At 68.9% G+C, this 20,967-nt stretch carries 17 protein-coding genes; 8 read left to right on the top strand and 9 right to left on the bottom strand.

What is annotated here, in order from left to right; genetic code table 11:
- Positions 1 to 24: 24 nt before the first annotated feature.
- From DB30_RS00740 to DB30_RS00725, 5 genes are all read left to right on the top strand, one after another.
- On the top strand, positions 25 to 1,161 hold the full coding sequence (locus DB30_RS00740; protein ID WP_052545989.1) for a restriction endonuclease: 1,137 nt from the start codon (positions 25 to 27) through the stop codon (positions 1,159 to 1,161).
- Positions 1,162 to 1,321: 160 nt separating this feature from the next.
- Entirely contained in the window at positions 1,322 to 1,456 is a 135-nt protein-coding gene (locus DB30_RS42665) for a hypothetical protein (RefSeq protein ID WP_276204313.1), read from the top strand.
- A complete protein-coding gene (locus DB30_RS00735) occupies positions 1,456 to 2,184 on the top strand; it encodes an STAS domain-containing protein (RefSeq protein ID WP_052545988.1) in 729 nt (242 codons plus the stop codon). The genes DB30_RS42665 and DB30_RS00735 overlap by 1 nt, the downstream gene beginning before the upstream one ends.
- A gap of 108 nt (positions 2,185 to 2,292) precedes the next feature.
- Complete coding sequence (locus DB30_RS00730; protein ID WP_146657752.1) at positions 2,293 to 2,925, top strand: hypothetical protein; 633 nt, start codon at positions 2,293 to 2,295, stop codon at positions 2,923 to 2,925.
- 258 nt (positions 2,926 to 3,183) lie between these two features.
- Complete coding sequence (locus DB30_RS00725) at positions 3,184 to 5,553, top strand: CocE/NonD family hydrolase (protein ID WP_052545986.1); 2,370 nt, start codon at positions 3,184 to 3,186, stop codon at positions 5,551 to 5,553.
- A 36-nt stretch (positions 5,554 to 5,589) separates the two neighbouring features.
- Here DB30_RS00725 and DB30_RS00720 read toward each other — a convergent pair whose 3' ends face one another.
- Both DB30_RS00720 and DB30_RS00715 read right to left on the bottom strand, forming a co-directional pair.
- Positions 5,590 to 5,844, bottom strand: a complete 255-nt coding sequence (locus tag DB30_RS00720) for a hypothetical protein (protein ID WP_052545985.1) — start codon at positions 5,842 to 5,844, stop codon at positions 5,590 to 5,592.
- On the bottom strand, positions 5,841 to 6,299 hold the full coding sequence (locus DB30_RS00715; RefSeq protein WP_052545984.1) for a nucleotidyltransferase domain-containing protein: 459 nt from the start codon (positions 6,297 to 6,299) through the stop codon (positions 5,841 to 5,843). Before DB30_RS00715 ends, DB30_RS00720 begins: the two co-directional genes overlap by 4 nt.
- Positions 6,300 to 6,719: 420 nt before the next feature.
- Between DB30_RS00715 and DB30_RS00710 the strand changes: the two genes are divergently transcribed.
- Together DB30_RS00710 and DB30_RS00705 are read left to right on the top strand one after the other, a co-directional pair.
- A complete protein-coding gene (locus tag DB30_RS00710; RefSeq protein ID WP_052545983.1) occupies positions 6,720 to 8,297 on the top strand; it encodes a 3,4-dehydroadipyl-CoA semialdehyde dehydrogenase in 1,578 nt (525 codons plus the stop codon).
- Between the two features lie 184 nt (positions 8,298 to 8,481).
- Positions 8,482 to 9,324: a DUF4360 domain-containing protein gene (locus DB30_RS00705; RefSeq protein WP_052545982.1), complete on the top strand. Its 843-nt coding sequence runs from the start codon at positions 8,482 to 8,484 to the stop codon at positions 9,322 to 9,324.
- 34 nt (positions 9,325 to 9,358) lie between these two features.
- On the opposite strand, the gene DB30_RS00700 is transcribed toward DB30_RS00705, so the two are convergent.
- The 6 genes from DB30_RS00700 to DB30_RS00675 all read right to left on the bottom strand — a co-directional run bounded on the left by DB30_RS00700 (position 9,359) and on the right by DB30_RS00675 (position 18,211).
- Entirely contained in the window at positions 9,359 to 11,320 is a 1,962-nt protein-coding gene (locus DB30_RS00700) for a proton-conducting transporter transmembrane domain-containing protein (RefSeq protein WP_052545981.1), read from the bottom strand.
- A complete protein-coding gene (locus tag DB30_RS00695; RefSeq protein ID WP_052545980.1) occupies positions 11,317 to 13,017 on the bottom strand; it encodes a proton-conducting transporter transmembrane domain-containing protein in 1,701 nt (566 codons plus the stop codon). Before DB30_RS00695 ends, DB30_RS00700 begins: the two co-directional genes overlap by 4 nt.
- Complete coding sequence (locus DB30_RS00690) at positions 13,014 to 15,320, bottom strand: hypothetical protein (RefSeq protein WP_052545979.1); 2,307 nt, start codon at positions 15,318 to 15,320, stop codon at positions 13,014 to 13,016. The genes DB30_RS00695 and DB30_RS00690 overlap by 4 nt, the downstream gene beginning before the upstream one ends.
- Entirely contained in the window at positions 15,320 to 15,685 is a 366-nt protein-coding gene (gene nuoK / locus DB30_RS00685; RefSeq protein WP_052545978.1) for an NADH-quinone oxidoreductase subunit NuoK, read from the bottom strand. The genes DB30_RS00690 and nuoK overlap by 1 nt, the downstream gene beginning before the upstream one ends.
- Entirely contained in the window at positions 15,685 to 16,236 is a 552-nt protein-coding gene (locus tag DB30_RS00680) for a hypothetical protein (protein ID WP_052545977.1), read from the bottom strand. The genes nuoK and DB30_RS00680 overlap by 1 nt, the downstream gene beginning before the upstream one ends.
- A gap of 61 nt (positions 16,237 to 16,297) precedes the next feature.
- Positions 16,298 to 18,211, bottom strand: a complete 1,914-nt coding sequence (locus DB30_RS00675; protein WP_052545976.1) for a GNAT family N-acetyltransferase — start codon at positions 18,209 to 18,211, stop codon at positions 16,298 to 16,300.
- Between the two features lie 483 nt (positions 18,212 to 18,694).
- Here DB30_RS00675 and DB30_RS00670 point away from each other — a divergent pair, with 483 nt between their 5' ends.
- Positions 18,695 to 19,045: a PilZ domain-containing protein gene (locus DB30_RS00670; RefSeq protein WP_165703566.1), complete on the top strand. Its 351-nt coding sequence runs from the start codon at positions 18,695 to 18,697 to the stop codon at positions 19,043 to 19,045.
- 37 nt (positions 19,046 to 19,082) lie between these two features.
- On the opposite strand, the gene mnmG is transcribed toward DB30_RS00670, so the two are convergent.
- Positions 19,083 to 20,891, bottom strand: coding sequence for a tRNA uridine-5-carboxymethylaminomethyl(34) synthesis enzyme MnmG (mnmG, locus tag DB30_RS00665; protein ID WP_052545974.1), 1,809 nt, complete (start codon positions 20,889 to 20,891; stop codon positions 19,083 to 19,085).
- Positions 20,892 to 20,967 lie beyond the last annotated feature (76 nt).

The raw sequence follows: 20,967 nt of genomic DNA, 5'->3' as shown, positions 1-20,967 counted from the left end.
GCTACGTCGGGGTATCCTGTCGCGGTGACCGCCCCTCACATCGATGCCCAAATTAATTCGCTGCTCGAAAGTCTTGCGAAGTCCGACCTACTCGAGCGTCAGATCTACCTGTCGGAGATCGCCAGCCTTGGACACGAAGCCATCCCCGCGATCCTCGACGCCGCCGACTACGCCATCGCCGAGATCGCCCTGCGAGAAGTCATCACGGGCCTGAACGACGAGGGTCGAGAGCGGGCATGCACGTATCTGGTCCGTGCACTTCGCCGTGATCGAGACGCCCGCGTTCGTCTGCTCGCGCTTACCATGCTCGGTGACCGGCTTCACGACCTCACCGGTTTCATCGACAAGACCGTCGAGATCTCGGTCGACGGCAGCGAGTCGTCCGAGCTCCGTACGCGAGCGCTGCGAACGCTCCGCGCCGCGACCCTCGAGCGCGAGCATGTCCGCGATCTCGCGCAGCTGTTGGACGTCGGCATCCTCGGCTCGGACTGTCCGGCCCAGTTCCGGGAGGCCGCGTTCGCATGCCTCGAGACCCACGCTGCTCAACTTGCGGTCGGCGCGACCATGAAGCAGTTGGACAAGTTTCTCATTCACCCCGCGCCTGACGTTCGTGTCTGCGCCCTCAATCTGCTTGGCGAGATCGGTGACATTGACGCGATCGAGCGGATGTGCATGATGCCGAACACGCAAGCCGAGATCGAGCAGATTCAGGCCGCGATGGGCAACATACTGAAGCGGCCGACCAACCTGCTCTCGTTGCGCTGGGAACACTTTGAGCACTTCGTGGGCCACCTCCTGCGGAAGATGGGCCACATGGACGTCGAGGTCACGCGGTCGGTCCGCGACAACGGATTCGACGTCGTCAGCTACAAGCAACGGGACAACCTCAAGGGTCCGGTACGCGAGCGGTGGGTCGTCCAATGCAAGCGATGGGCGACAAACGACGTCGACCTCAACGACGTCGAGGCGATGGTTCAGTGCAGCCGCGAGCAAGATGCCAAGCACGCCTTGTTGGTCACGACCTCGGGTTTCACGAAGCGCGCCCTGGAGTATGAGGGACAGCATGGCGCCGCGATCGAGTTGGTCTCGGGTGTTGAGTTGCTGGCCATCCTAGACACTCACTTCGGGCCCGGCCGCTACGCGATCCAGGTCCGCGACTGAGCGCCAGCACCTCGCCGAGCGCGATGTGCCCACCGAAAGACCTCCCAGCTGGTTGGCTCCGCGTCCGCGCCCTGCGAGCGGCGCGGCAACGCCCCGCCCCCTTTTTAGTCAGAGAATCTCCCGCTCGGCGTGCCATCGCCCCTACAATCGCGGCTCCCCCATGCTCCAAGCCAAGACCGCTTCGATCGTGCACGACGACCCCCGCGAAGCGGGCCTCGAGATCGTCGAAGAGTTGCTCGAGCAGCTCGAGCGCCCCCCAGATCTGGTCAACCAGAGCCTGGAGGATCGGGCCTGATGCGCTGCGAAGGCACCTGCCTGCTCGAGTCCGAAGCGGCGCAGACCCTCGAGCTGGACCCGTTTCTCGCGCAGCTGAGCCGCTGCGACGACTGCCCCCACGCCAGCGCCGACAACCCGATCGTGCGTCTGCTGTTCGCCCGCGCCAGTGAGGCTGGGCGCGCGCACCAACGGCTGCTCGCCACGATCCGCAAGCTCGAGCACGAGGCAGCAGAGGTCAGCGCAGAGGTCACCCGCTACGACGCCCAGATCGCCAAGCTCGAGCACTTGCAGCAGGTCAGCTCGCAAGAGATCGAGGCCGCGCTCGTCCACCAGGTCGGCCGCGTCCGCGATCAGGAGCGCGAGATCGAGGCGCTGTCCGTGCCGATCATTCGGATCTTGGAGGGGACGATCGTGCTGCCGATCATTGGCGCGTTGACGGCCAGCCGGGCGCGGATCTTGACGGAGCGGCTGCTCGACGAGGTCGCGCGATCGCAAATTCATACGCCGATCATCGATGTCACTGGGGTCGGCGACATCGACACGGCGACCGCGAATCACTTGATTCGGATGATCGAGGCGCTGCGGCTGCTGGGGGCGCAGCCGATCCTGACTGGGGTGACGCCCGAGGTCGCGCAGTCGCTGGTCTCGCTTGGGGTCGATCTGGTGGGGTACACAACGTTGCGCAGCGTGCGGCAGGCGCTGCGCTACATTGCGCGTGGGTCCCACGGTCCCACTCGTGACCGCTGACCCGGAACCGGCCCACGCGTCTCATTTTGGCCCTTCGATCACGACCACGCTCGCCCCCATTCGGCTGGCTGTGCTGCGAAGACTTCCGCGTGGTAGAGTGCGGCCCACGTGAGCGCGATGACTTTGTTGCTGGCGGTTGCGCTCGCCAGCCTCGGACCCCCTGTGCTCCCGCCGGAGCCAGTGAACGATCAGGCCCCGCCCCCCGCGACCGATCCCGCTCTAGAACCGCCCGCACAACCACCTCCAGGGCGGACCAGCTTGCCACCGGGTCTGCAGCCGGTCCCGTTCCCGCTCGAGCAGCAACGCCGTCCCGACCCCGCCCCAGGCACGGGCGTGCCGCTGCCCAACCAGGGCCCCGAGCACCCCCCACCACGCAAGCGCTCAATCGTGGATCTGCGCGACCCCTTCGATCGCCCACCACCGCGGGCACCCGCGCGTGGTCAGCGACAGCGCGAGGGCCTGCGCATGCTGATACCCGATCTCAAAGATCCCTTCGCGCAAGGTGCACGCCAGGTCCGCTCGACCACGCTCGAGCGCCACGTCCCCAACGACATCCGCGATCCCTTCCGCGCCCGGCCAGCCTCCGACAATCCGCGCCCGCCTTGCACCAAGACCACGGACGACGGCACTGTCGTGCAGGCGCCAAGCAACGGCGAGGCCTCGAACCAAAGCGCCGCGCCGGCCTGTAAACAATCGGATCTCGATCTCCATGATCCGTTCACGCGCGAAGCCTCGCGCTGAGCCGTTCACGCGCGAAGCCTCGCGCGAGCCGTTCACGCGCTGAGCCGTTCACGCGCTGAGCCAGTCACGCGCTGAGCCAGTCACGCGCGAAGCCTCGCTCGGAGCCAGTCACGCGCGGAGCCAGTCACGCGCTGAGCCGTTCACGCGCGAAGCCTCGCGCGGAGCCGCCCCAGCAGCGAGCGACGAATCACATCGGCACGGCAACGCCGCCGCGATCCACTACCCCCGCGGCCGGGGAATTCCCGTACTCTCCGGCGTATGATCATTCGCTCGCCTGGCCTGGTTGTCGTCCCGTTCTTGTTCGCGCTGTCGCTGCCGCTGACAGCTTGCAACGATGACGGCCCAGCCGACGGCGAAGCGGGCACGGGCGACGAATCGGACGAGACGGCCGACACCGGCGAGCAAGAGTTCGTCGAAGCCGAATTTCTGGTCCGCGAGAGCGTCAATCAGCTGCACATCACCCACGCCGAGCCGGGCGTGGAGCTGCGTGTGGTCAACGCCAGCGGCGAAGAGGTCGCGCGGGCCACCACCGACAACCTAGGCAGTCTGATCTTCCGCCTGCTCGAGCCGGGCACGGGCTACTCCGTCGAGGAGACCGGCGCGGGTCCCCGCGAGGCCGCCCGCGATCTACTGGTGATGTCCACAGAGAACAGCCTGCCCGATCAGGCCTTCTACGACGCCCAGATCCTCGAGCAGGGCTATCAGTACATCACCACCCGCGACGGCACCCAGCTCGCGGTCTACGTCTCGCTGCCAGGCCCGATCGAGGACGGCCCCTACCCCACCATCGTCAACTACTCGGGCTACAACCCCGGTCAGCCGGGCGGCTCGCTCGGGGATCAGTTCGATCTTGGCAACCTCGACCTCGAGACCCTGTGCCCGATCTTTCCGGTGATCTGCAACGCCCCCAATCACCCGGCGGGGATCCTGGCCGGGTTCCTGGGCTTCGCCAGCGTCGGCGTCAACATGCGCGGCACCGGCTGCTCGGGTGGCGCCTACGACTTCTTCGAAGAGCTGCAGGTGCTCGACGGCTACGACGCGGTCGAGATCGTCGCCTCGCAAGATTGGGTGCTTGGCAACAAGGTCGGCATGGCCGGCCTCAGCTACCCCGGCATCAGCCAAATGTGGGTCGCCCAGGCCAACCCGCCCAGCCTCGCCGCGATCGCGCCAATGTCGATCTTCGCGCATACCGGTGACTCGACCCTGCGCCCCGGCGGCCTGACCAACTACGGGTTCGCGCTCAACTGGGCAGAGAACGTGCTCGACGGCGCCCAGCCCTACGGCAAGGGTTGGGAGCAGGGCCTGGTCGACGCCGGCGACACCATCTGCGAAGAAAACCAGCTGCTCCATGGCCAATACGTCGACATGCTGGAAAAGGTCGACTCCAACCCCTACTACACGCCCGAGGTCTACGACTCTCTGACGCCGCTCAAATTCGCCGGCAACATCGACGTGCCAATCTTCGTGACGGGTGCGTGGCAGGACGAGCAGACCGGCGGTGATTTTGCGCCGCTGTTCAACGCGTTCACGGCCTCGCCAATGGTCAAGTTCACCATGTTCAATGGTGTCCACGCAGACGGCTACGTGCCCGAGCACCTGATCTATTGGGGCGCCTTCTTCGACTTCTACCTCCGCGAAGAAGTCCCCGTGATCTCGGATCCGCTGCGCAACATTGGGCCTTCGCTGTTTGGCGCGCTGCTTGGCGACAACGTCGAATTCCCGCCAGATCCCTACGCAATGTACGGGTCGTACGACGAGGCGCTCGCCGCGTTCGAGGGCGAGGATCCGATCACCGTCAAGTTCGAGATGGGCAACTCGACCGACTACGAGACCGGCATCCCCCAGAGCGCGTGGCAGCTGAGCTTCAACCAGTGGCCGCCCGCCGAGGTCGTGCCCGAGCGCTGGTACTTCCAGCCCGACGGCTCGCTGTCGACCATGCCCCCGCCGTCCGATGGCGGCGGCTCCAGCTTCCACATTGACAGCAACGACGCCGACACCAGCACCTTGCCCGACGGCGACATCGACACCCCGCTGCCGCCGTGGAACTGGAAGCAAGACGAGACCGACACCGCCGCGGTGTTCCTCAGCGCCGAGTTCCCCACCGACGTCGTGATGGTTGGCCCGGCCAGCGCGGATCTGTGGATCCGCAGCAACGTGGGTGAGGCCGATCTCGAGGTCAACATCTCGGAGGTCCGCCCCGACGGCCAAGAGATGTACGTGCAGAGCGGCTGGCTGCGTGCCAGCGAGCGCTCGCTCGCCGCGGACTCGACAGATCTCGCCCCGATCCAGACCCACGCCGAGGTCGACGTTCAAGACGTGCCCGCTGACGACTACGTGCTCGCGCGCCTCAGCGTGTTCCCCTTCGCCCACGCGTTCCGGGCCGGCTCGCGGATTCGCATCTCCGTCGACACCCCCGGATCCAGCCGCGCCGAGTGGCTCTTCGTGCTCGACCCCAGTCAGACCGACGACGCGCGCATCGACATCGGCCACTTCGGCGGCGCCGAGAGCTCAATCCTGCTTCCGGTGATCCCCGGTCAGGTGATCCCGACCGTGCTGCCGCCCTGCCCCTCGCTGCGCGGGCAGCCGTGCCGCGACCACGTCGACTTCACGAACAGCCCTGCCAACTGAACCAGGCTGATCCAGCCTGAACCAGGGCCGGGCCCGTCACGTCGGACCCGGCTCGCCATCGCGTTCGGTGTCAGCCTCGCCGCGGGTGGGTGCCGGCTCACCGCGCCCGGCTCGGGCCAACGCGTTGCAAAGATCCCGCAGCTCGGACGCGATCTGCAGCCGTCGCCTCACTCCACGCGGGCTCATGTCCAGCTTGGCATCGAGCCGGTGCTCCGGACGTAGATCCGCGAGATCACTCGCACGCCGCAGCCGGGCGCGCACATCCTCGGGTGCCATCGAGACCGGGCTCACCGATCCTGCTCCTCGAGGTTCTGGATGTCGAGCGCGTCCTGCGGCCGTCCAGCGGCGGCCTTCATCTGGATCAGCGCCGCGCGGGAGATCACCCAGATCGACCGACCACCGAGGTCGCTGACCTCGAGCGGCTGGCGAGACGCCCACACCGACTCGAGGTTGTCGTCGACTATGATCAAGTCGAGAGTCAACAGCGCGCCACCATCGATCTTGCTGACCCGCTGCAGCTGCATGCCGTCCTTGAACCGCATCGGCAGCGCGCGAAGCCGAAACCCAAGCGGCTCGACCGTCGTCATGATGGCGTCGACAGTCTCGGGCCGAACCAGCAGATCGATGTCTTGGGTGGCCCGCGGCGCGCCCCATACCGCGACCGCCAACCCCCCGACCAAGCCATACTCGATACCCGCGGCGTCGAGCGCTCCAACGATGCTGTCGAGCTGCTCGAGCAACGTCACGGCACCACGCTAGCAGAACCAGCTGTTTTCAGCTCGGGCGAGGGCTTCTCGCCCGCTTGCGGACGCTTTCGTAGACCGGTTCACCCTGGGCACCGAACTGTTTTCAGCTCGGGCGAGGGTTTCAGCTCGAGCGAGGGCTTCTCGCCCGCTTGCGGACGCCTTCGTAGTGCCTTCCGCACATCGTGCGTCCCATGGACACGGGAAATGCGTTCAGAGCCCCCTTCTAGGGGGCCACACATGCGGATGCGTACAAACGGCCCCGAGGAGCGAAGCGACCAGACGCGCCAGCGGCTGCAGTCGGCGAAGTCCAAGCTCCATGTGGGGGTCAAGGAAAGCGGCCTAGCTCACGCGCCCGTGCTTGCCAGCGCGCCCCCGCCCCTTGTCCGCCTCGCCACCCCCGTCCTACCGTCGCCGCGCCCCATGTCTGTCCAGCTCGATAGTTACCTCGAAGGTGCCTGGAAGTCCGGCGACGGCGCCCCCCGCAGCCTCATCAACCCAACGACCGAGCAGGAGCTCGCGCAGATCGTGTCGATCAGTGCCTCGCTCCGCGATGCGATGGCCCACGGTCGCGAGCTCGGCGGCGCCAACCTTCGCAAGCTCTCGTTCGCCGCCCGCGGTGAGCTGCTCGAGACCATGGCCAAGGTGCTCCACGACGCCCGCGAAGAGCTGATCGAGGTTGCGATCCAAAACGGCGGCAACACCCGCAAGGACGCCAAATTCGACATCGACGGCGGGACCGCGGTCCTGGCCCACTACGCCTACCTCGCCAAGCAGTTTGGTGAGCAGGCGTGGATCATTGATGACGAGCCGGTCGAGATCTACCGCGGCGCCAAGATCCGGGCCGAGCACGTGCTGGTCCCCCGGCGCGGCTTGGCGATCCACATCAACGCGTTCAACTTCCCGGCTTGGGGCATGCTCGGCAAGGCCGCCGTCTCGCTGCTCGCGGGCATGCCCGTGCTGTGCAAACCCGCAACCAGCACCGCGTGGCTGGCCCACCGGATCTTCACCCTGCTGCTCGACGCCAACTGCTTCCCAGCCGGCAGCTTCCAGCTGTTGATGGGCTCGGCCGGCGACATGCTCGACCACGTGGGGCCGCAAGACGTGATCGCGTTCACCGGCTCGCAGGGGGTCGGCACCACGATCAAGACCCACCCGCAGGTGATCGCCGCGGGCACCCGCGTCAACTTGGAAGCGGACAGCCTCAACGCCGTCGTGATCGGCCCCGACGTGGAGTCCGGCAGCGAGCTGTTCGATCTGGTGATCCGCGACCTGGTCACCGAGGTGACCCAAAAGGCCGGGCAAAAGTGCACGGCCACCCGCCGCGTGCTGGTCCCAGAGTCGGCGCTCGAGTCCGTGCGCGAGGTGCTGTTCGATCGCCTGAGCACGATCGCCAGCCAGACCGGTGATCCGGCCGACAAGGGCGTGCGCATGGGCCCGCTGACCTCCAAGGACCAGCTCGCCGACGCCCGCGCCGGGATCACCAAGCTGCTCGCCGACGCAGAGCTCGTGCACGGCGACCCCGCGCGCAGCGAGGGCTTCGTGGGGGTTGAAGCCGGCAAGGGCTACTTCCTCGAGCCGATCGTGCTGCAGGCCAAGCCCAGCGCGGTCATGAGCGCCAACGCCAGCTTCCACCAGCACGAGGTGTTCGCGCCCGTGACAACCCTGCTGCCCTACGACGGCGAGCTCGAGAGCGCCGCGAAGATCGTTGGGTTTGGCAACGGCAGCCTGGTGACCACCGTGTACACCGATGATCGCAAGTGGCTCGCAGGCGCGGTCGCGGAGCTCGGGCCCTACCTTGGGCGCTTGGTGGTCGCCAACGAGAAAATCGCCAACGCCTCGATGTCTCCGGGCTGCGTGTTTCCGGTCGCCAACCACGGCGGTCCGGGTCGCGCGGGCGGGGGCGCCGAGCTTGGCGGGCTCCACGGGATGAGCCTGTACATGCAGCGCGTGGCCGTGCAGGGCGGCGCCAGCCAGCTCGCCCGACTGCTCGGCAAGTAGCGAACCAGCGCGCCGCTGCCAGCATGGTTGCCGGCGCGAGCATGCTGACATTCGGTGCTGCGTCCGCGGCGGCGTCGATGCGCGTCCTCGAGTGACGCGGCGGCCAACCGAGCCCGCGACAGGGGCAAGCAACAGCGCTCGCAGCCTCGTTTGGGCGGGCACGTGGCTTGCTACCGGTCGGAGCATGAACACCCAAACCAAACTCCACGCGCGCAAGCGCATCTTCACGTCATTGGGCTACCTCGCTAGCGTGGCGGTGTTTGCCACCGCCTGCGATCCGGGGGAGCTCGACGATAGCCCCGATGTCGATCAACTCGCGATGTCCGACGCCATGCTCGAGCAGATCGCGGCGCTCGAGCAGGGCGAGGGCGACAGCCCCAACACGATCAACTTGTCGCCGGCGTCGAGCGTCGACAGTGGCGACACCAGCGAAGCGCTCCCGGTGCTCGAGCCGCCCGGCAAATTGGCAGCGGCGCCCGACCCCAACGAAGTCTACATCGAGGGCATCGTGGCCAACGGCGCGGGCTGCCCCAGCGACCAGCCTGGGTCGGTCGTGACGCAGATCGCCACCGACAAGAAGAGCTTCATCCTCATCTTCAAGGACATGCTGCTCGAGAACCCACCCGGCCCGCCGATCAAGGCGACCAACTGTCTCGCCAGCGTCCAGCTGCATGTCCCCGGTGGCTGGCAGGTCTCCGTGGCGACCGTGAACACCCGCGGCTACGCGTTCCTCGAGAAGGGGCTCACGGCGCGCCAGACCTCGAACTACTTCTTCGCAGGTGATCCGATCGGGTTTAGCGCCCACACCCAGCTGAAGGGCTACTTCGACGACTTCTACGTGTTCTCCGACAGCGTGCCGTTTCAGTCGGTCGTGTGGTCGAAGTGCGGCGCGTCGGCGATCTTCGCGGTCAACACCTCGCTGAACCTCAACGCGATCAAGAACAAGAACGGCTACGGCATCTTCAACACCACGGATGTCGACGGCGTGTTCACGAAGCAATTCCAGTGGCAGTGGAAGAAGTGCTGAGTGCGGGACCGGACCCCTCACGGCGGCGTGTCGGTTAGGCCGGAGGTTCGGCCGGAGGTTCGGGAGCGGGCGCAGGCGCGATGCTGCGCTGCTCCGACTCCGGCTGGGACTCCGGCTGCGACTCCGGCTGCGACTCCGACTCAGTCTCGGCTTCGAGCTCGGCGGCTTCGAGCTCGGCAGCTTCGTCCCCGACGACCGCTCGCTGGCCCTCGCTGGCCCAGCTGACCCGGCGCTGCTCGAGCCACTCGAGCCGATCGTCGTCGCCCGGCTCGAACGATCCGCCAGCGGCAGGCAGCCGGGCAAACACCAGCAGCTGCTGACCAAACAACCCCAGCCCAACCGACAGCAGCGCCGCCGCCGTTGCGATTCGGGCTGGCCACAGGCTTGGCTCGGCGCGCTCGCCTGGCTCGCTCACGGTCTCGTCGCCAAAGTACATCGCGGCGATGATCCGCAAGACCACCCACGCGCACACGGCCAGCTCGAGCGCGACCACGATGATCATCCAGCGCATGGCGCTGTGCTCGGCCAGCGCCCGCAGCACGCCAAGCTTGCCGACAAACCCGGCCAGCGGCGGCAGCCCGACCAGCGAGAGCAGACAGATCGCAAACGCGACCGCCAACCCAGGTCGCCGCGCGGCCATGCCAGCCCAGTGCTGCATGCGGACCTCGGGCCCGCGAAAGCCCCGGCTCGCACCGATCGCGGCGAAGCACCCAACCGTGGCGATCACGTGGGACACCAGCAGCACCAACACGGCGGTGTAGGCCTCGTCCCCCGCGAGCCGCGACCACAGGATCTCGTAGGTGGGCGCGATGTAGCGCGAGCCCACGCCAATGTGCCCGTGAAAGCTGGCGGCCGCGACGATCGCCAGCAGCACCAACGACAGCTGCACGAGGGCCAAGAGCGCGACGACCCGCGACAACCGGCGCTGACGCAGGACCACGACAGACGCCCAGACCCCGGTGACCAACGCGACGCTGGGCAGCGCGCCGGTCCAGCCGTAGGGCTCGTTGGCCAGGCGCGGGCTGTGCAGCGCACCCACGAACACCCGCAAGAGCACGGCCACCAGCGCGACCACGACGACCGTCGACCACAGCGCCGTCACGTGCAGCGGCGCCTCTTCCACCAGCTCGCGGCGGCGCGCGAAGGGCAGCAGACCCAGCTTGGTCAGTAGGCCCCCAAGCAGCAGCAGCAGCCCAGGCAAGAACAGCGCCGCCGGGGCCAGGCCGCGGACGATCTCGTTGCGGGCTTGTTGGTGCGCAGCCGGATCCTGACTGGCGATCTCGGCCCCGTAGCGCTCGAGCACGATCACCCAGCGCTGGACCCCACCCCACTGCGCGAACACCCGGGTCGCCGCGCCCGCGAACCCGTCGAGGCTGGTGGTCCCGAGCGCTGCGTAGATCAGCGCGACCCCGAGCAGCAACAGACACGAGACGATCGCCCCGGGGATCAGCTGGATCAGCAGGGCGCTACGCTTGGCCGGATCGCCGACGGCGTCGTGCCCGGCGAACATCGTGAGCAGCGCGGCGATGCTCAGCAGCTCGACGCCCAACCACACGACCAGCAAGTCGCCAGCATGGATGCAGATCAACGCGCCAGCGCCGGCCAGCAGCAGCAGGGGCTCGCGCTCGCCAAACGCCCGGCGGGTGGTCTCGCGGGTGGTCCCGCGCTCGCGGGCGAGCCCGACGACGCCGGCCAGAGCCACCAGCGCCAGCAGATCACAGGCCGCCGTCAGGTGATCCGTGACCAGAGTGCTCGACAGCACGAAGCGGCCCAGATCGTCGATCGGGTTCCCGATCCGCAGCCACGCGGCGATGGTTGCGACCCCGACGATCAGCAGCGCCAGCATGCGCAGGAAGCCCGGCTCACGCTCGCGCGCGAACGCGTTGCTGAGCAGCAGCGCCAGCGCGCCGACCAGCAAGATCCAGATCGGCGCCGTGTCGCTGAGCTGCTCGACCAGCGTGGGGGCGTTGTCGGCGATCAGGCCCAGCATGATCATGGCGCGGCCTCCCCGGGTGGTTCGGTGTCCGTGTGCTCGACCGAGCCGGCGCCCGGCAGCCCGTAGTGCTGGCGAACCCGGGCGGCGGGATCGAGACACACCGCGCCAAGCTCGTCGCCCAAGTCTTGGTGCGTGCGGGCGCGACCCTGCCCGCTCTTTTGCCCGCTCGCCTCGATCGCGAGGCAGCGACCCAGCACCAGCTGCTCGACCGCGCGGCGCTGGGCCGGCTCGCTGCGCCGCACCATCCACCCAGGGACCAGGCCCATGACCAACGCCAGTCCCAGCGCGACCACGCACACGCAGGTCTCGCGCAGATCCAGCTCGCTCGAGCGCGAGGCCAGCCCGGGCCGCGGGGTGCCACGCCCGGCCTGCCACAAGCTACGCAGCAGTCCCAGCCCACCAAGCCCGACGCTGGCCGCAGCCAGCAGGCCCCAGGTCGCGGGACGCAGCAGCGCCAGCTCACCCTCGCGCAGCACCCCCACGACGATCCCGAGCTCGCCAATGAACCCAGCCGAGCCAGGCAGACCCACCAGCAACAGCCCCGCGAGCATCGCCAGCACCAGGGCACGCGGGGCCACGGCCGCCCACCCAGCGAGCTCGCCCAGGTTGCCGACCCCGTCGCGGCGCAGCGAGTGGGTGACCGCGGTCAGCACCGTCAGCGCGAGGCCGTGGGCGAGCAGGTAGGGCCCAAGGCCAACCCGCGCCCCCGCGCTGCCCGAGACCGCCGCGACGATCGCCAGCGACAGGTGCAGCAGCGCGACGTGGCCCAGCAGCCGGCCGGGGTCGCGCTCGGCCCAGCACACCAGCGCCGCATAGATCGCCCCGACCACGGCCACCGCCGCGATCGGATCCGCCCACTCGCCAGCCGCGAGCGGGAACATGGGCAGCCCCACGCGCATGAGCACGAACAGGGCCAGAGCACCGCCGACGCCGAGCACCGCCGCGACCACCTGGGTTGGCCCGCTCACGCAGATCGAGATGAGCGGCGCGTGCAGGGGCCAGATCGGCAGGGCCGTGGCGACCACCACGATCACCAGCGCAAACCCGAAGTACTGGGTCGCGGGCGGGAGCGTCAGCTGCGAGAGCACGTCTAGGTTCCAGCTCCACACGCCCCCGGTCGCGTGGGCGTGCGCGACCCCGACCAGGATCACCAGCGCGATCAGGGCACCGGCGCCCGGCAACACGTACGCCGCGTAGCGCCGCGCCGCCGCGGTTCGGCCCGGCACGCCCATCTTCCCGTCGCCGCGCTCGCCCAACAAGATCACCGTGGCGACCGCCGCCAGCTCCCACGCGGCGGCCAGCGTGATCAGATCACGGGCCAGCACCACCGCCACCCACGCGGCTTGCAGGCTCGACATCCCGACCAGCAGCGGTGGTTCACCGGGCCGCGGCGGCGTGCCGATCACCAGCGCGAGCGGGACCACCAGGCCGATCAGCAACAACATGGGCAGCTCGCTGCCGTCGACCCCCAGCGACCACTCGACCCCGTAGGCCGGCAGCCACGGGCGCACGAAGGGCTGCTGCAGCGCCGCGCCGTTCGGATCGAAGCGCGACATCAGCAGCACGATCAACCCAAGCTCGACGAGCGCGCCAAGCAGGGCCAGCGCGCGGGCCAGGGCCGGCTCACTGCGCGGCAGCGCGGCGACCATGACCGCGACCGCGAGCGGCACCAACACGACCATGCACGTCAGCGTCATCGCGAAGACTCCGGCGCGGCTGGGTCAGGGGCGAGGCCGACGGGGCGGGGCGGCTCGGCGCCGTCTTGCCGCAGCGGCTGCTGGATCTGCTGCACGGGTGACTCGGGTGCCCCAACTGGCTCGGCTGGCTCGGCTGGCTCGGCCGGCTGCTCGTCCGCGCTGGTCGCCTTGCCGCCCGCGCGGATCAACTGCGGTCGCAGGCCGCCAAATTCATAGTGATCGCTTGGCAGCGCGCTCGAGACCTCGGGCTTGGCGTACAGCCACCCCAGCAGCACCGCGAACCCAACGATGATCCCAACGAGCGCCTGGCGACCGCCGCTGGGCGCGAGCCCACGCAGACGCGGCGCGACCGAGGCCCCCACGTCCCACGCCAAGCTCCGGGCCACGCGTGGACCCTCTTCGAACACGCCGCGGCCGATCCCGCGGGCCGCCAGCTCCGTCAGCCCGGTCAAGACCAGCGCGCAGACCCCCACCGCCGCTCGCGGCCAGCGAAGGACTGGCTCGAGCGCACGCGCGTAGCCCGACAGCTCGCCGCCGTGCGCCCGCACGAAGCGCTCGCGGGTCCACATCCACGCGAACCCGGACACCAGCGCGACCACCATGGCGCTGCCGGCCACCCACGCGCGCGCGACCTCGGCCCCGTCGCGCATCGACTCGCGCAGGCCCGTCGGCGCGGACTCGTGCCCGCCCGCGAGCGGCAGCACCTTGTCGAGCCAGACCAGCGGCGAGTCGACCAGGCCAAACCACGATCCCAGCACCGCCACGCCCAGCCCAAACAGCCCCACGACCACGACCAGCAGCGGCGCGAAGTCCAGGCCGTCTTCGTCGGTCTCGTTCGCGCTGGCGCCCGGTTGGCGATTCAGGCTCTCGTACCAGATCCGCGCGACGCTGGCGGCATGCAGAAACACGACCACCACCATCGCGCAGCCGGCAGGCCACGCGACCCACGGCGCCAGCAGGCTGTTGCGCGCGATCACGTCTATCAGCACCTGCGCGAGCACGACGAAGCCCAGGCCCGGCGCGACCCCGGCGACCGCCCAACACAGCACCCGACCGATCCGCGCGGACCAAGTTGGCAGGTGGGCGCCGTCGGCCACGAGCAGCGCCAGCCGCAGACCCAGCCGACCCAGCGCGTGGGCGAGCAACAGCAGCGCCGCCGTCCGCCACGCGCCCACGCCGATCGCCATCATCATGACGGCGACCCACGCCACGCCAGTTCCAGCCAGCCCGATCTCGCCCCCGGCGCGGGCGCTGTGGTGCGCGTGGCCCCGCTCGGGCCGGACCAAGGCGATCGCCCCAGCGACGACCGCCAACACCATGCCCAGCACCAGCAACGCGGCGAGCACACTGGGCGCATAGGACAGCACCCGCAGGTATCGCAGCAGCAGGTACACGGCGGGGACCGGGATCAGCACCGCGTCGAGCAACGCCTCGGCCAGCGAGTTGCCCGCCCACGCCAGGCTCGACAGCCGGACGAACGCCGCGCCCACCAGCAACAAGGCGATCAGATCCGCGAACGACACCCCCGGGATCGCGGCGGCGTACAGCTGCTCGCCGGTCAGCGGCGCCCACAGGCTGTTGTGAGACAGGCCGATGCCGCTCACGAGCAACGCGATCGCGGCCGCGCCAAGCCCAAGATCCCCGCCCACGCTCAGCGCCAGCACCCGCGTCGCCGCGCTCGCCCGGCGCTCGTCGCCGACTTCGCGGGCGACCAACACGACCGCCCCGACCCCGAGCGGCGCCCAACCAAACGCCGCGAGCCCGATGTCGCTGGCCAGCACGACAAGCAGCGCCGCGCCCTCGAGCAGCCCGATCAACGCGAGCCGACGCAGCCCGTTCATGGTCTGCGCCAGCTGCTCGGGCGACTCCGCCCGCGCCGGCGATCCGTCTGCTGTGGGCGCCGGCAGCGGCTCGAGCCCAAGCGCCCGCTGGCCCGCGGGGCCAGGCACGAACATCCGCGCGAGCACGAACACACCCAGCAACAACAGCGCCGCGCTGCTCGACAGCCGATCCGCGACCAGGGTCGGGTCGATGCGGACCTCGCCGATGATCAGCGGCTCGATCACGTCGCGCAGCGGCGTGTGGGCGAGCGCCCGCGGATCTTCGGGCGCCAACAGCAGCTGAATCGCCTGCAGCGTGAACAGCATCGCCAGCGCCGAGGCCCCGAGCCCGAGGTAGTGCGCGAGCATCCGGGCCCGCTCGGACCCCAGCAACCGCGCCCCCGGCCGCGCCGTCAGCAAACAGCCCAGCGCGCCAAGCCACGGCAGCACCACGATCACCCACAAGGGAAACTCGCGCGCCATCAGCCAGCCTGGCCTTTCGTCCCCGACCGATCGGGTGTGCCAGCCGCGTCCAGCACGTCGAGCGTGCCCGGCCAGTCATCGAGCAAGGTCGCCGCGCGGGCGCTGTCGGCTCGCAGCACCCGCAGCGCGACCGCGATCGCGACCGCGAGCTCGCACAGGCCAACCAGCATGATCAGCAGCGCCGCGATCTGCCCCCCGGGGTCAGCGAAGAACCGCGCGTAGGCACAAAAGCACAGGGCCACCGCCACCAACATCAGCTGGATCCCCAGCAGCGCCACGACCAGCGAGCGCCGCAGCAGAGCCCCGCCCAACCCGACGCCAAACAGCGCCAAGGCCAAGTAGAGGTAGTGGGTGATCGGCAGCATCACGAAGGTGCGTCGAGGGGAGGTTGCGCGCTCGCGCCGGGGCGCTCGACCACCAAGGTCAGCACCGCCGCGATCACGCTGCAAAGCGCCAGCAAGGCGACGACCAGCGCCGGAACGACGTGGTCGGCCGCGATCTGCAGCAGGACCACGTTGCCATCGCCGAACGAGGCGCCGCGCTCGATCGGCGGGCCATGCTCGACGACCTGGCGCGAGCCGGTCGCCAGCAGCACCCACGCGAAGCCAGCCAGACCCAAGCCCGCCGGCACCCAAAACGCCAACGGCAGGCGTCCGCCACGGGCGACCGAGGGCGCATCGGGCCGTCCATTCACGCCCGTCAGCCCAGCCAGCAACCCAACGGTGAGCGCGCTCGCCAGCAACACGATCGCGGCCACGATCGGCGCGCGCAGCTGCACCAAGGGCACGATCAACGCCGCCAGCGCGATCGCAAATCCAGCCAGCGAAGCTCGCGGCTGCCGGGCAACCATCGCCATCAACGCCGCACCCAAGGCGACCGCTGCCGCGGCGAAGAAGCTAAACGATGTCGCGCTCATTGCAGGGCCCCGAGAAGCGAAGCGACTGTCGGCGAAGTGCGGAGGTCTGCGTGGGGATCATCTACTGTCCTTCGCGGACGAGCTCGAAGGCCATGCACGTCGCGCCCTCGTGGTACGCCGCCTCGAAGTTGGACAGCCCGCGCAACACAGGATCCAGCTCATCGGCGCTGACCTCGGCGAAGCCCAGCTTGTCGGTGAAGAAGTCGGCGGTCTCACCGGCGATCAGGTGGACCCAGCGCGCACCCAGGGTCCGGGCGCGTCGCATGATGCTGTCGGCGAGAACCCAGCCCAGCCCCTCACCCCGGCACTCGGGCGAGACCGCGAGCCCAAACAAGAACGCGCGGTCATCAATGAGCTGCAGCTGGACGCAGCCGATCAACGCTGGCAACGGCGCGCCCCCGGCTTCTTGGCGCTCGCGGCTGGGGCGGATCACCAGGCTCTCGATCTGGTCGGGGTCACGCAGCGTGGCCATGCCGCACGCGACCAGCAGCTGATCAATCGCCTCGATGTCCTCGGGCTGCGCGAAGGTGACGGCGTCCCCAAGCGACTCGAGCAGGCGATCCGCCAGACCCCCAAAGCTGCCCGACGAGAGCAGCAACACCGTGTCGCCCGGCGCCGCGCGCTCGAGCACCGCCGTTGCGACGTCGTCGATCGCATCGAAGGCGCTGGCATCGATGCCGCGCTCGCGCAGGGCCGCGCCGAGCCCCGCCACGTCCAACACTTTGCCGTCTGGCACCCGCTCGGGTGCGTAGACCGGCGCGATGTAGACCCGCGTGGCCGCGTCGAAGGCCTTGGCGTAGCCGGCAAAGAATACGTCGCGGCGCGATGAGCTGGACCGCGGCTCGAAGCAGACATGCAGCGAGTGATCCGGGTAGCGCCGACGGGTCGCCTTGATCGTGAGATCGACGGCGGTTGGGTGGTGCGCGAAGTCTTGGATCATGCGCACGCCCGCGACCACCCCCAGCAGCTCTTGGCGCCGCTTGACCCCGCGAAACAGGCGAATCGCCTCGCGCAGCCGATCGATCTCGCAGCCCTCGGCCCGCGCGATCGCAAACGCAGCCGCGATGTTGGCGAGGTTGTAGTGGCCCGTGAGCAGCGTCGAGAACTCACCAAGGGCCTCGCCGCGCTCGTACAGCTCGAACCGAGACCGACGCTCGCCGGGCCGGCTCGTCAGCTCGACGCAGTAAGTTGCCCGCTCGGCGCTGGGCGTCTCGCCCCGCTCGAGCACCTTGTAGGTTGCGATCTCGCAGGCGGCCGCGCGCGCGACCTCGAGCGCGCCTTCGTTGCCTGCGTCGACGACCAGCAGCCCATCGGCGGGGATCAAGCGGACGAAGTCGACGAAGGCGTCGCGGACCTGCTCGTAGTTGTCGAAGATGTCCGCGTGGTCGAACTCGACGCTGGTGATGATCGCCCGCGTTGGCCGGTAGTGCAGGAACTTCGACCGCTTGTCGAAGAACGCGGTGTCGTACTCGTCGCCCTCGAGCACGATCAGGTCACCCTCGCCAAGGTGAAAGCCCTGGGTCAGGTTCTGCGGGACACCGCCGATCAGCCACGACGGCCCACGCTCGCCAACCCGCAGCATCCACGTCAGCAAGCTCGACGTCGTGGTCTTGCCGTGGGTCCCGGCGACCACCAACGCGCGCCGCTTCTCGAGCAGGCTCGCGGCCAGCATGCTCGGAAAGCTCTCGAGCCTCACGCCCCGCTCGCGGGCAGCGAGCACCTCGACGTGATCCTTGCGGCAGATGTTGCCAACGACCACGCAGTCTGGGCCCCACTCGAGGTTGGAGGCGGCGAAGCCCTCGAACACCGGGATGTTGGCGCTCGCGAGCTGGGTCGACATGGGCGGGTACAGCGGGCCGTCGGACCCCCGCACCTCGTGCCCGGCCGCCTTCAACAGACCGGCGAGCGCGCCCATGCCGGTACCGCCGATCCCGATGAAGTGAACCTTCACCTCGACCCCCCACGCGGCGGACACTCTCGTTCATGAGGTGTCTCTAGAGATCGCACCGCGACGCGCGGGTTGGCGACACCAAGGGGACGCGTCGCTCCGCGCACGTGGCGCGTACGCTGCGCGTTCTGGTCGTGGATCTTCCCGGCCAAGGCGGTGCATTGTGCTCAGACGGCAACTTTGGTCAAGCGCGGGACGGATCGCCCTTGGCGTGCCGAATTCGCTCGCTTTGCTCCTTGAATGGGCCGCGGTGCCCTCCACCGAGCCTGCGCGAATCCCGAGGCCGAGCGGCGCTATATCCGCGGACGTCGGGTGTTTAGCTCACACTCACGAATATCCACCGGGATTGCCGCTCGAAACGACCCAGATTTAGCGCATAATACGCGAGCCAGGAATCTACTCATGGGGTGTGCGACACCCTGTCCATCCGACCCAAAAGTGCCGGATTCATCCATCTAACCGTTTTTCCTGGCAGACCGAAAGTGTTATAGCTCTACCGTGGAAGCCGCCGTGACCGAGCAATCAACGGGAGCCGATCGTCGAACGCGTCCGCGAATCTCGGTAGCCATCGAGATCAAGCTGCACGCGCCTGAGCACCACTACATGCTGATGTCGCGCACGATCGACCTCTCGACGCATGGGGCATTTGTCCGCACCAATCGTCCGCTGCCGATCGGTGCACCCGTCACGGTCTCGTTCAACCGCGGGAGCGATCGCAACCCGCTCATGCTCGACGCCGAGGTCGTCCGCTCGGGCCTCGCGGATGGCGGGCGTCAGCGCGGAATTGCGATCCGCTTCACCGAGCTGTCGGACCTCGACGAGATGCTGCTGGCGGATCTGATCAAGCGTTCCAGGTCGTAACCTTTACCCCCGGCCGGCTCCATTCAATACGGTAGCGCTACTGCTGTGCAGCGCCGCGGGCCGAGGCGCGGCGATTCAGGATGCGGGCGTGGGCCCAGACGCATGACAGCGCCGCGGGTGTGATGCCGGGGATCCGGGCGGCTTGATGGGTGTCGGTGGGTCGGACCTGGGCCAGGCGCTCGGCCGCCTCGCGGGTGAGCCCGTCGAGCGCGAAGTAGTCGATGTCGAGCGGCAGCTGAATGTTGCCCCCCTCACCACGCAGGCGCGCGACCTCGCGGCGCTGGCGATCTAGATATCCGGCGTAGGTCTGGCGCGCGCGGGCCTTGGCGACGATCCACGCGGGGAGCTGCGATCCGCTGGCCTGGGTCCCGGACTTGGCCCCGGGCTTAGCGAGCTCAGCCAGCGCCTGCTCGACCTGCTCGAGCCGGCGCATGACTTGCTCGTGGCGATGATCTTCGAGCAACCCATGCGCGTGGGCCAGGTCGCTGAGCCGCGCGTCGGCGTTGTCCTCGCGCAGCAACAAGCGGTACTCGGCCCGCGACGTGAACATGCGGTACGGCTCGTCGCAACCTTGGGTGACCAGATCATCCACGAGCACGCCGGCGTAGCCCTGGTCCCGAGCGATGCGCAGCGGCGCTCGCTCGCGCAGCCACAGCGCCGCGTTGGCACCCGCTAGCAGACCCTGAATGCCGGCCTCTTCGTAGCCCGAGGTCCCGTTGATCTGCCCGGCAAAGTACACGCCCTGGTGATCTTTGCTGGCCAGCTCATGGGTGAGCGCGCGGGCGTCGACGGCGTCGTACTCGACCGCGTAGCCGGGCCGAACCACCCGCGCGTGCTCGAGCCCCGGGATCGCGCGCACGAACGCGGCCTGCACCGCGGCCGGCAAGCTGGTCGAGATCCCGTTGGGGTAGATCAGCGCGTCGGCGTCGAGCCCCTCGGGCTCGAGAAAGATCTGGTGGCGCGACTTGTCGGCGAAGCGCACGACCTTGTCCTCGAGCGAGGGGCAGTAGCGCGGTCCGATGCCCTCGATCTGCCCCGAGTACATGGGCGACTCGTGCAGGTGGGCCCGGATCAGCTCGTGCACCGCCTCGTTCGTGTACGTGATGTGGCAGTGAACCTCGGGCAGCCGCGCGGGCGCGTCGGGCTCGTCTGCTGCACAAAAGCGCGGGAAGGGATCGTCGCTGCCCTGGGGCTCGAGCGCAGCCCAATCGATGCCCTGCGGCGCGAGCCGGGGCGGCGTGCCGGTCTTGAGCCGGACCAAGCGAAACCCCAGGCTGCGCAGCTGCTGCGAGAGCGCGGTGGCTGGCGCTTCACCCACGCGACCGCCGGGGGTCTGACTCGCGCCCGTGTGCAGCACCCCGCCAAGAAAGGTGCCCGTGGTGATCACCACCGCCGCCGCCTCGAGCTCGCTGCCGTCCGCCAGCCGCACCGCTCGCACGCGGCCGCCGTCATCGATGCACACCGCCTCGACCAGACCCTCGATCGTGGTGATGCCCGGGTGCCCGAGCAGGCTGGCTTGCGCGTATTGACCGTAGCGAAGCTTGTCGACCTGAAGCCGGGTCGCGTGGACGGCTGGACCCTTGCTGAGGTTGAGCACCCGCCCATGGATGGCGCAGGCATCTGCGGCCCGACCCATGAACCCACCGAGCGCATGGATCTCATGAACGAGGTGGCCCTTGGCGACACCCCCCACGCTGGGGTTGCAGGGCGTCTGCCCGATCGTCGCGCGGGTGCCCGTGACAACCGTGACCGGCACCCCAACGCGCGCTGCAGCGAACGCGGCCTCGAGCCCAGCATGGCCCGCGCCGACAACGATGACTCGCCTGGATGCGGAAGAGAGTTGCATTGCAGTGTGCTGTGCCGCGCGCCCTGGCGGAATCTAGCGAACAATGAGTTCGCTGCCCAGGGCGTCCGCAACCGGC

This window comes from Enhygromyxa salina (assembly GCF_000737335.2).
GTDB lineage: Bacteria > Myxococcota_A > Polyangia > Nannocystales > Nannocystaceae > Plesiocystis > Plesiocystis salina_C.
Note: the sequence above shows the minus strand (reverse complement) of the source record. Positions and strands in the feature narration are given on the sequence as shown.

Excerpts from the sequence above, each read along its gene's own strand:
- DB30_RS42665 (WP_276204313.1), top strand. The coding sequence starts at position 1,322 with ATGCTCCAAGCCAAGACCGCTTCGATCGTGCACGACGACCCCCGCGAA.
- DB30_RS00735 (WP_052545988.1), top strand. The coding sequence starts at position 1,456 with ATGCGCTGCGAAGGCACCTGCCTGCTCGAGTCCGAAGCGGCGCAGACC.
- DB30_RS00725 (WP_052545986.1), top strand. The coding sequence starts at position 3,184 with ATGATCATTCGCTCGCCTGGCCTGGTTGTCGTCCCGTTCTTGTTCGCG.
- DB30_RS00710 (WP_052545983.1), top strand. The coding sequence starts at position 6,720 with ATGTCTGTCCAGCTCGATAGTTACCTCGAAGGTGCCTGGAAGTCCGGC.
- DB30_RS00705 (WP_052545982.1), top strand. The coding sequence starts at position 8,482 with ATGAACACCCAAACCAAACTCCACGCGCGCAAGCGCATCTTCACGTCA.
- DB30_RS00700 (WP_052545981.1), bottom strand. The coding sequence starts at position 11,320 with ATGATCATGCTGGGCCTGATCGCCGACAACGCCCCCACGCTGGTCGAG.
- DB30_RS00695 (WP_052545980.1), bottom strand. The coding sequence starts at position 13,017 with ATGACGCTGACGTGCATGGTCGTGTTGGTGCCGCTCGCGGTCGCGGTC.
- DB30_RS00690 (WP_052545979.1), bottom strand. The coding sequence starts at position 15,320 with ATGGCGCGCGAGTTTCCCTTGTGGGTGATCGTGGTGCTGCCGTGGCTT.
- nuoK (WP_052545978.1), bottom strand. The coding sequence starts at position 15,685 with ATGCTGCCGATCACCCACTACCTCTACTTGGCCTTGGCGCTGTTTGGC.
- DB30_RS00680 (WP_052545977.1), bottom strand. The coding sequence starts at position 16,236 with ATGAGCGCGACATCGTTTAGCTTCTTCGCCGCGGCAGCGGTCGCCTTG.
- mnmG (WP_052545974.1), bottom strand. The coding sequence starts at position 20,891 with ATGCAACTCTCTTCCGCATCCAGGCGAGTCATCGTTGTCGGCGCGGGC.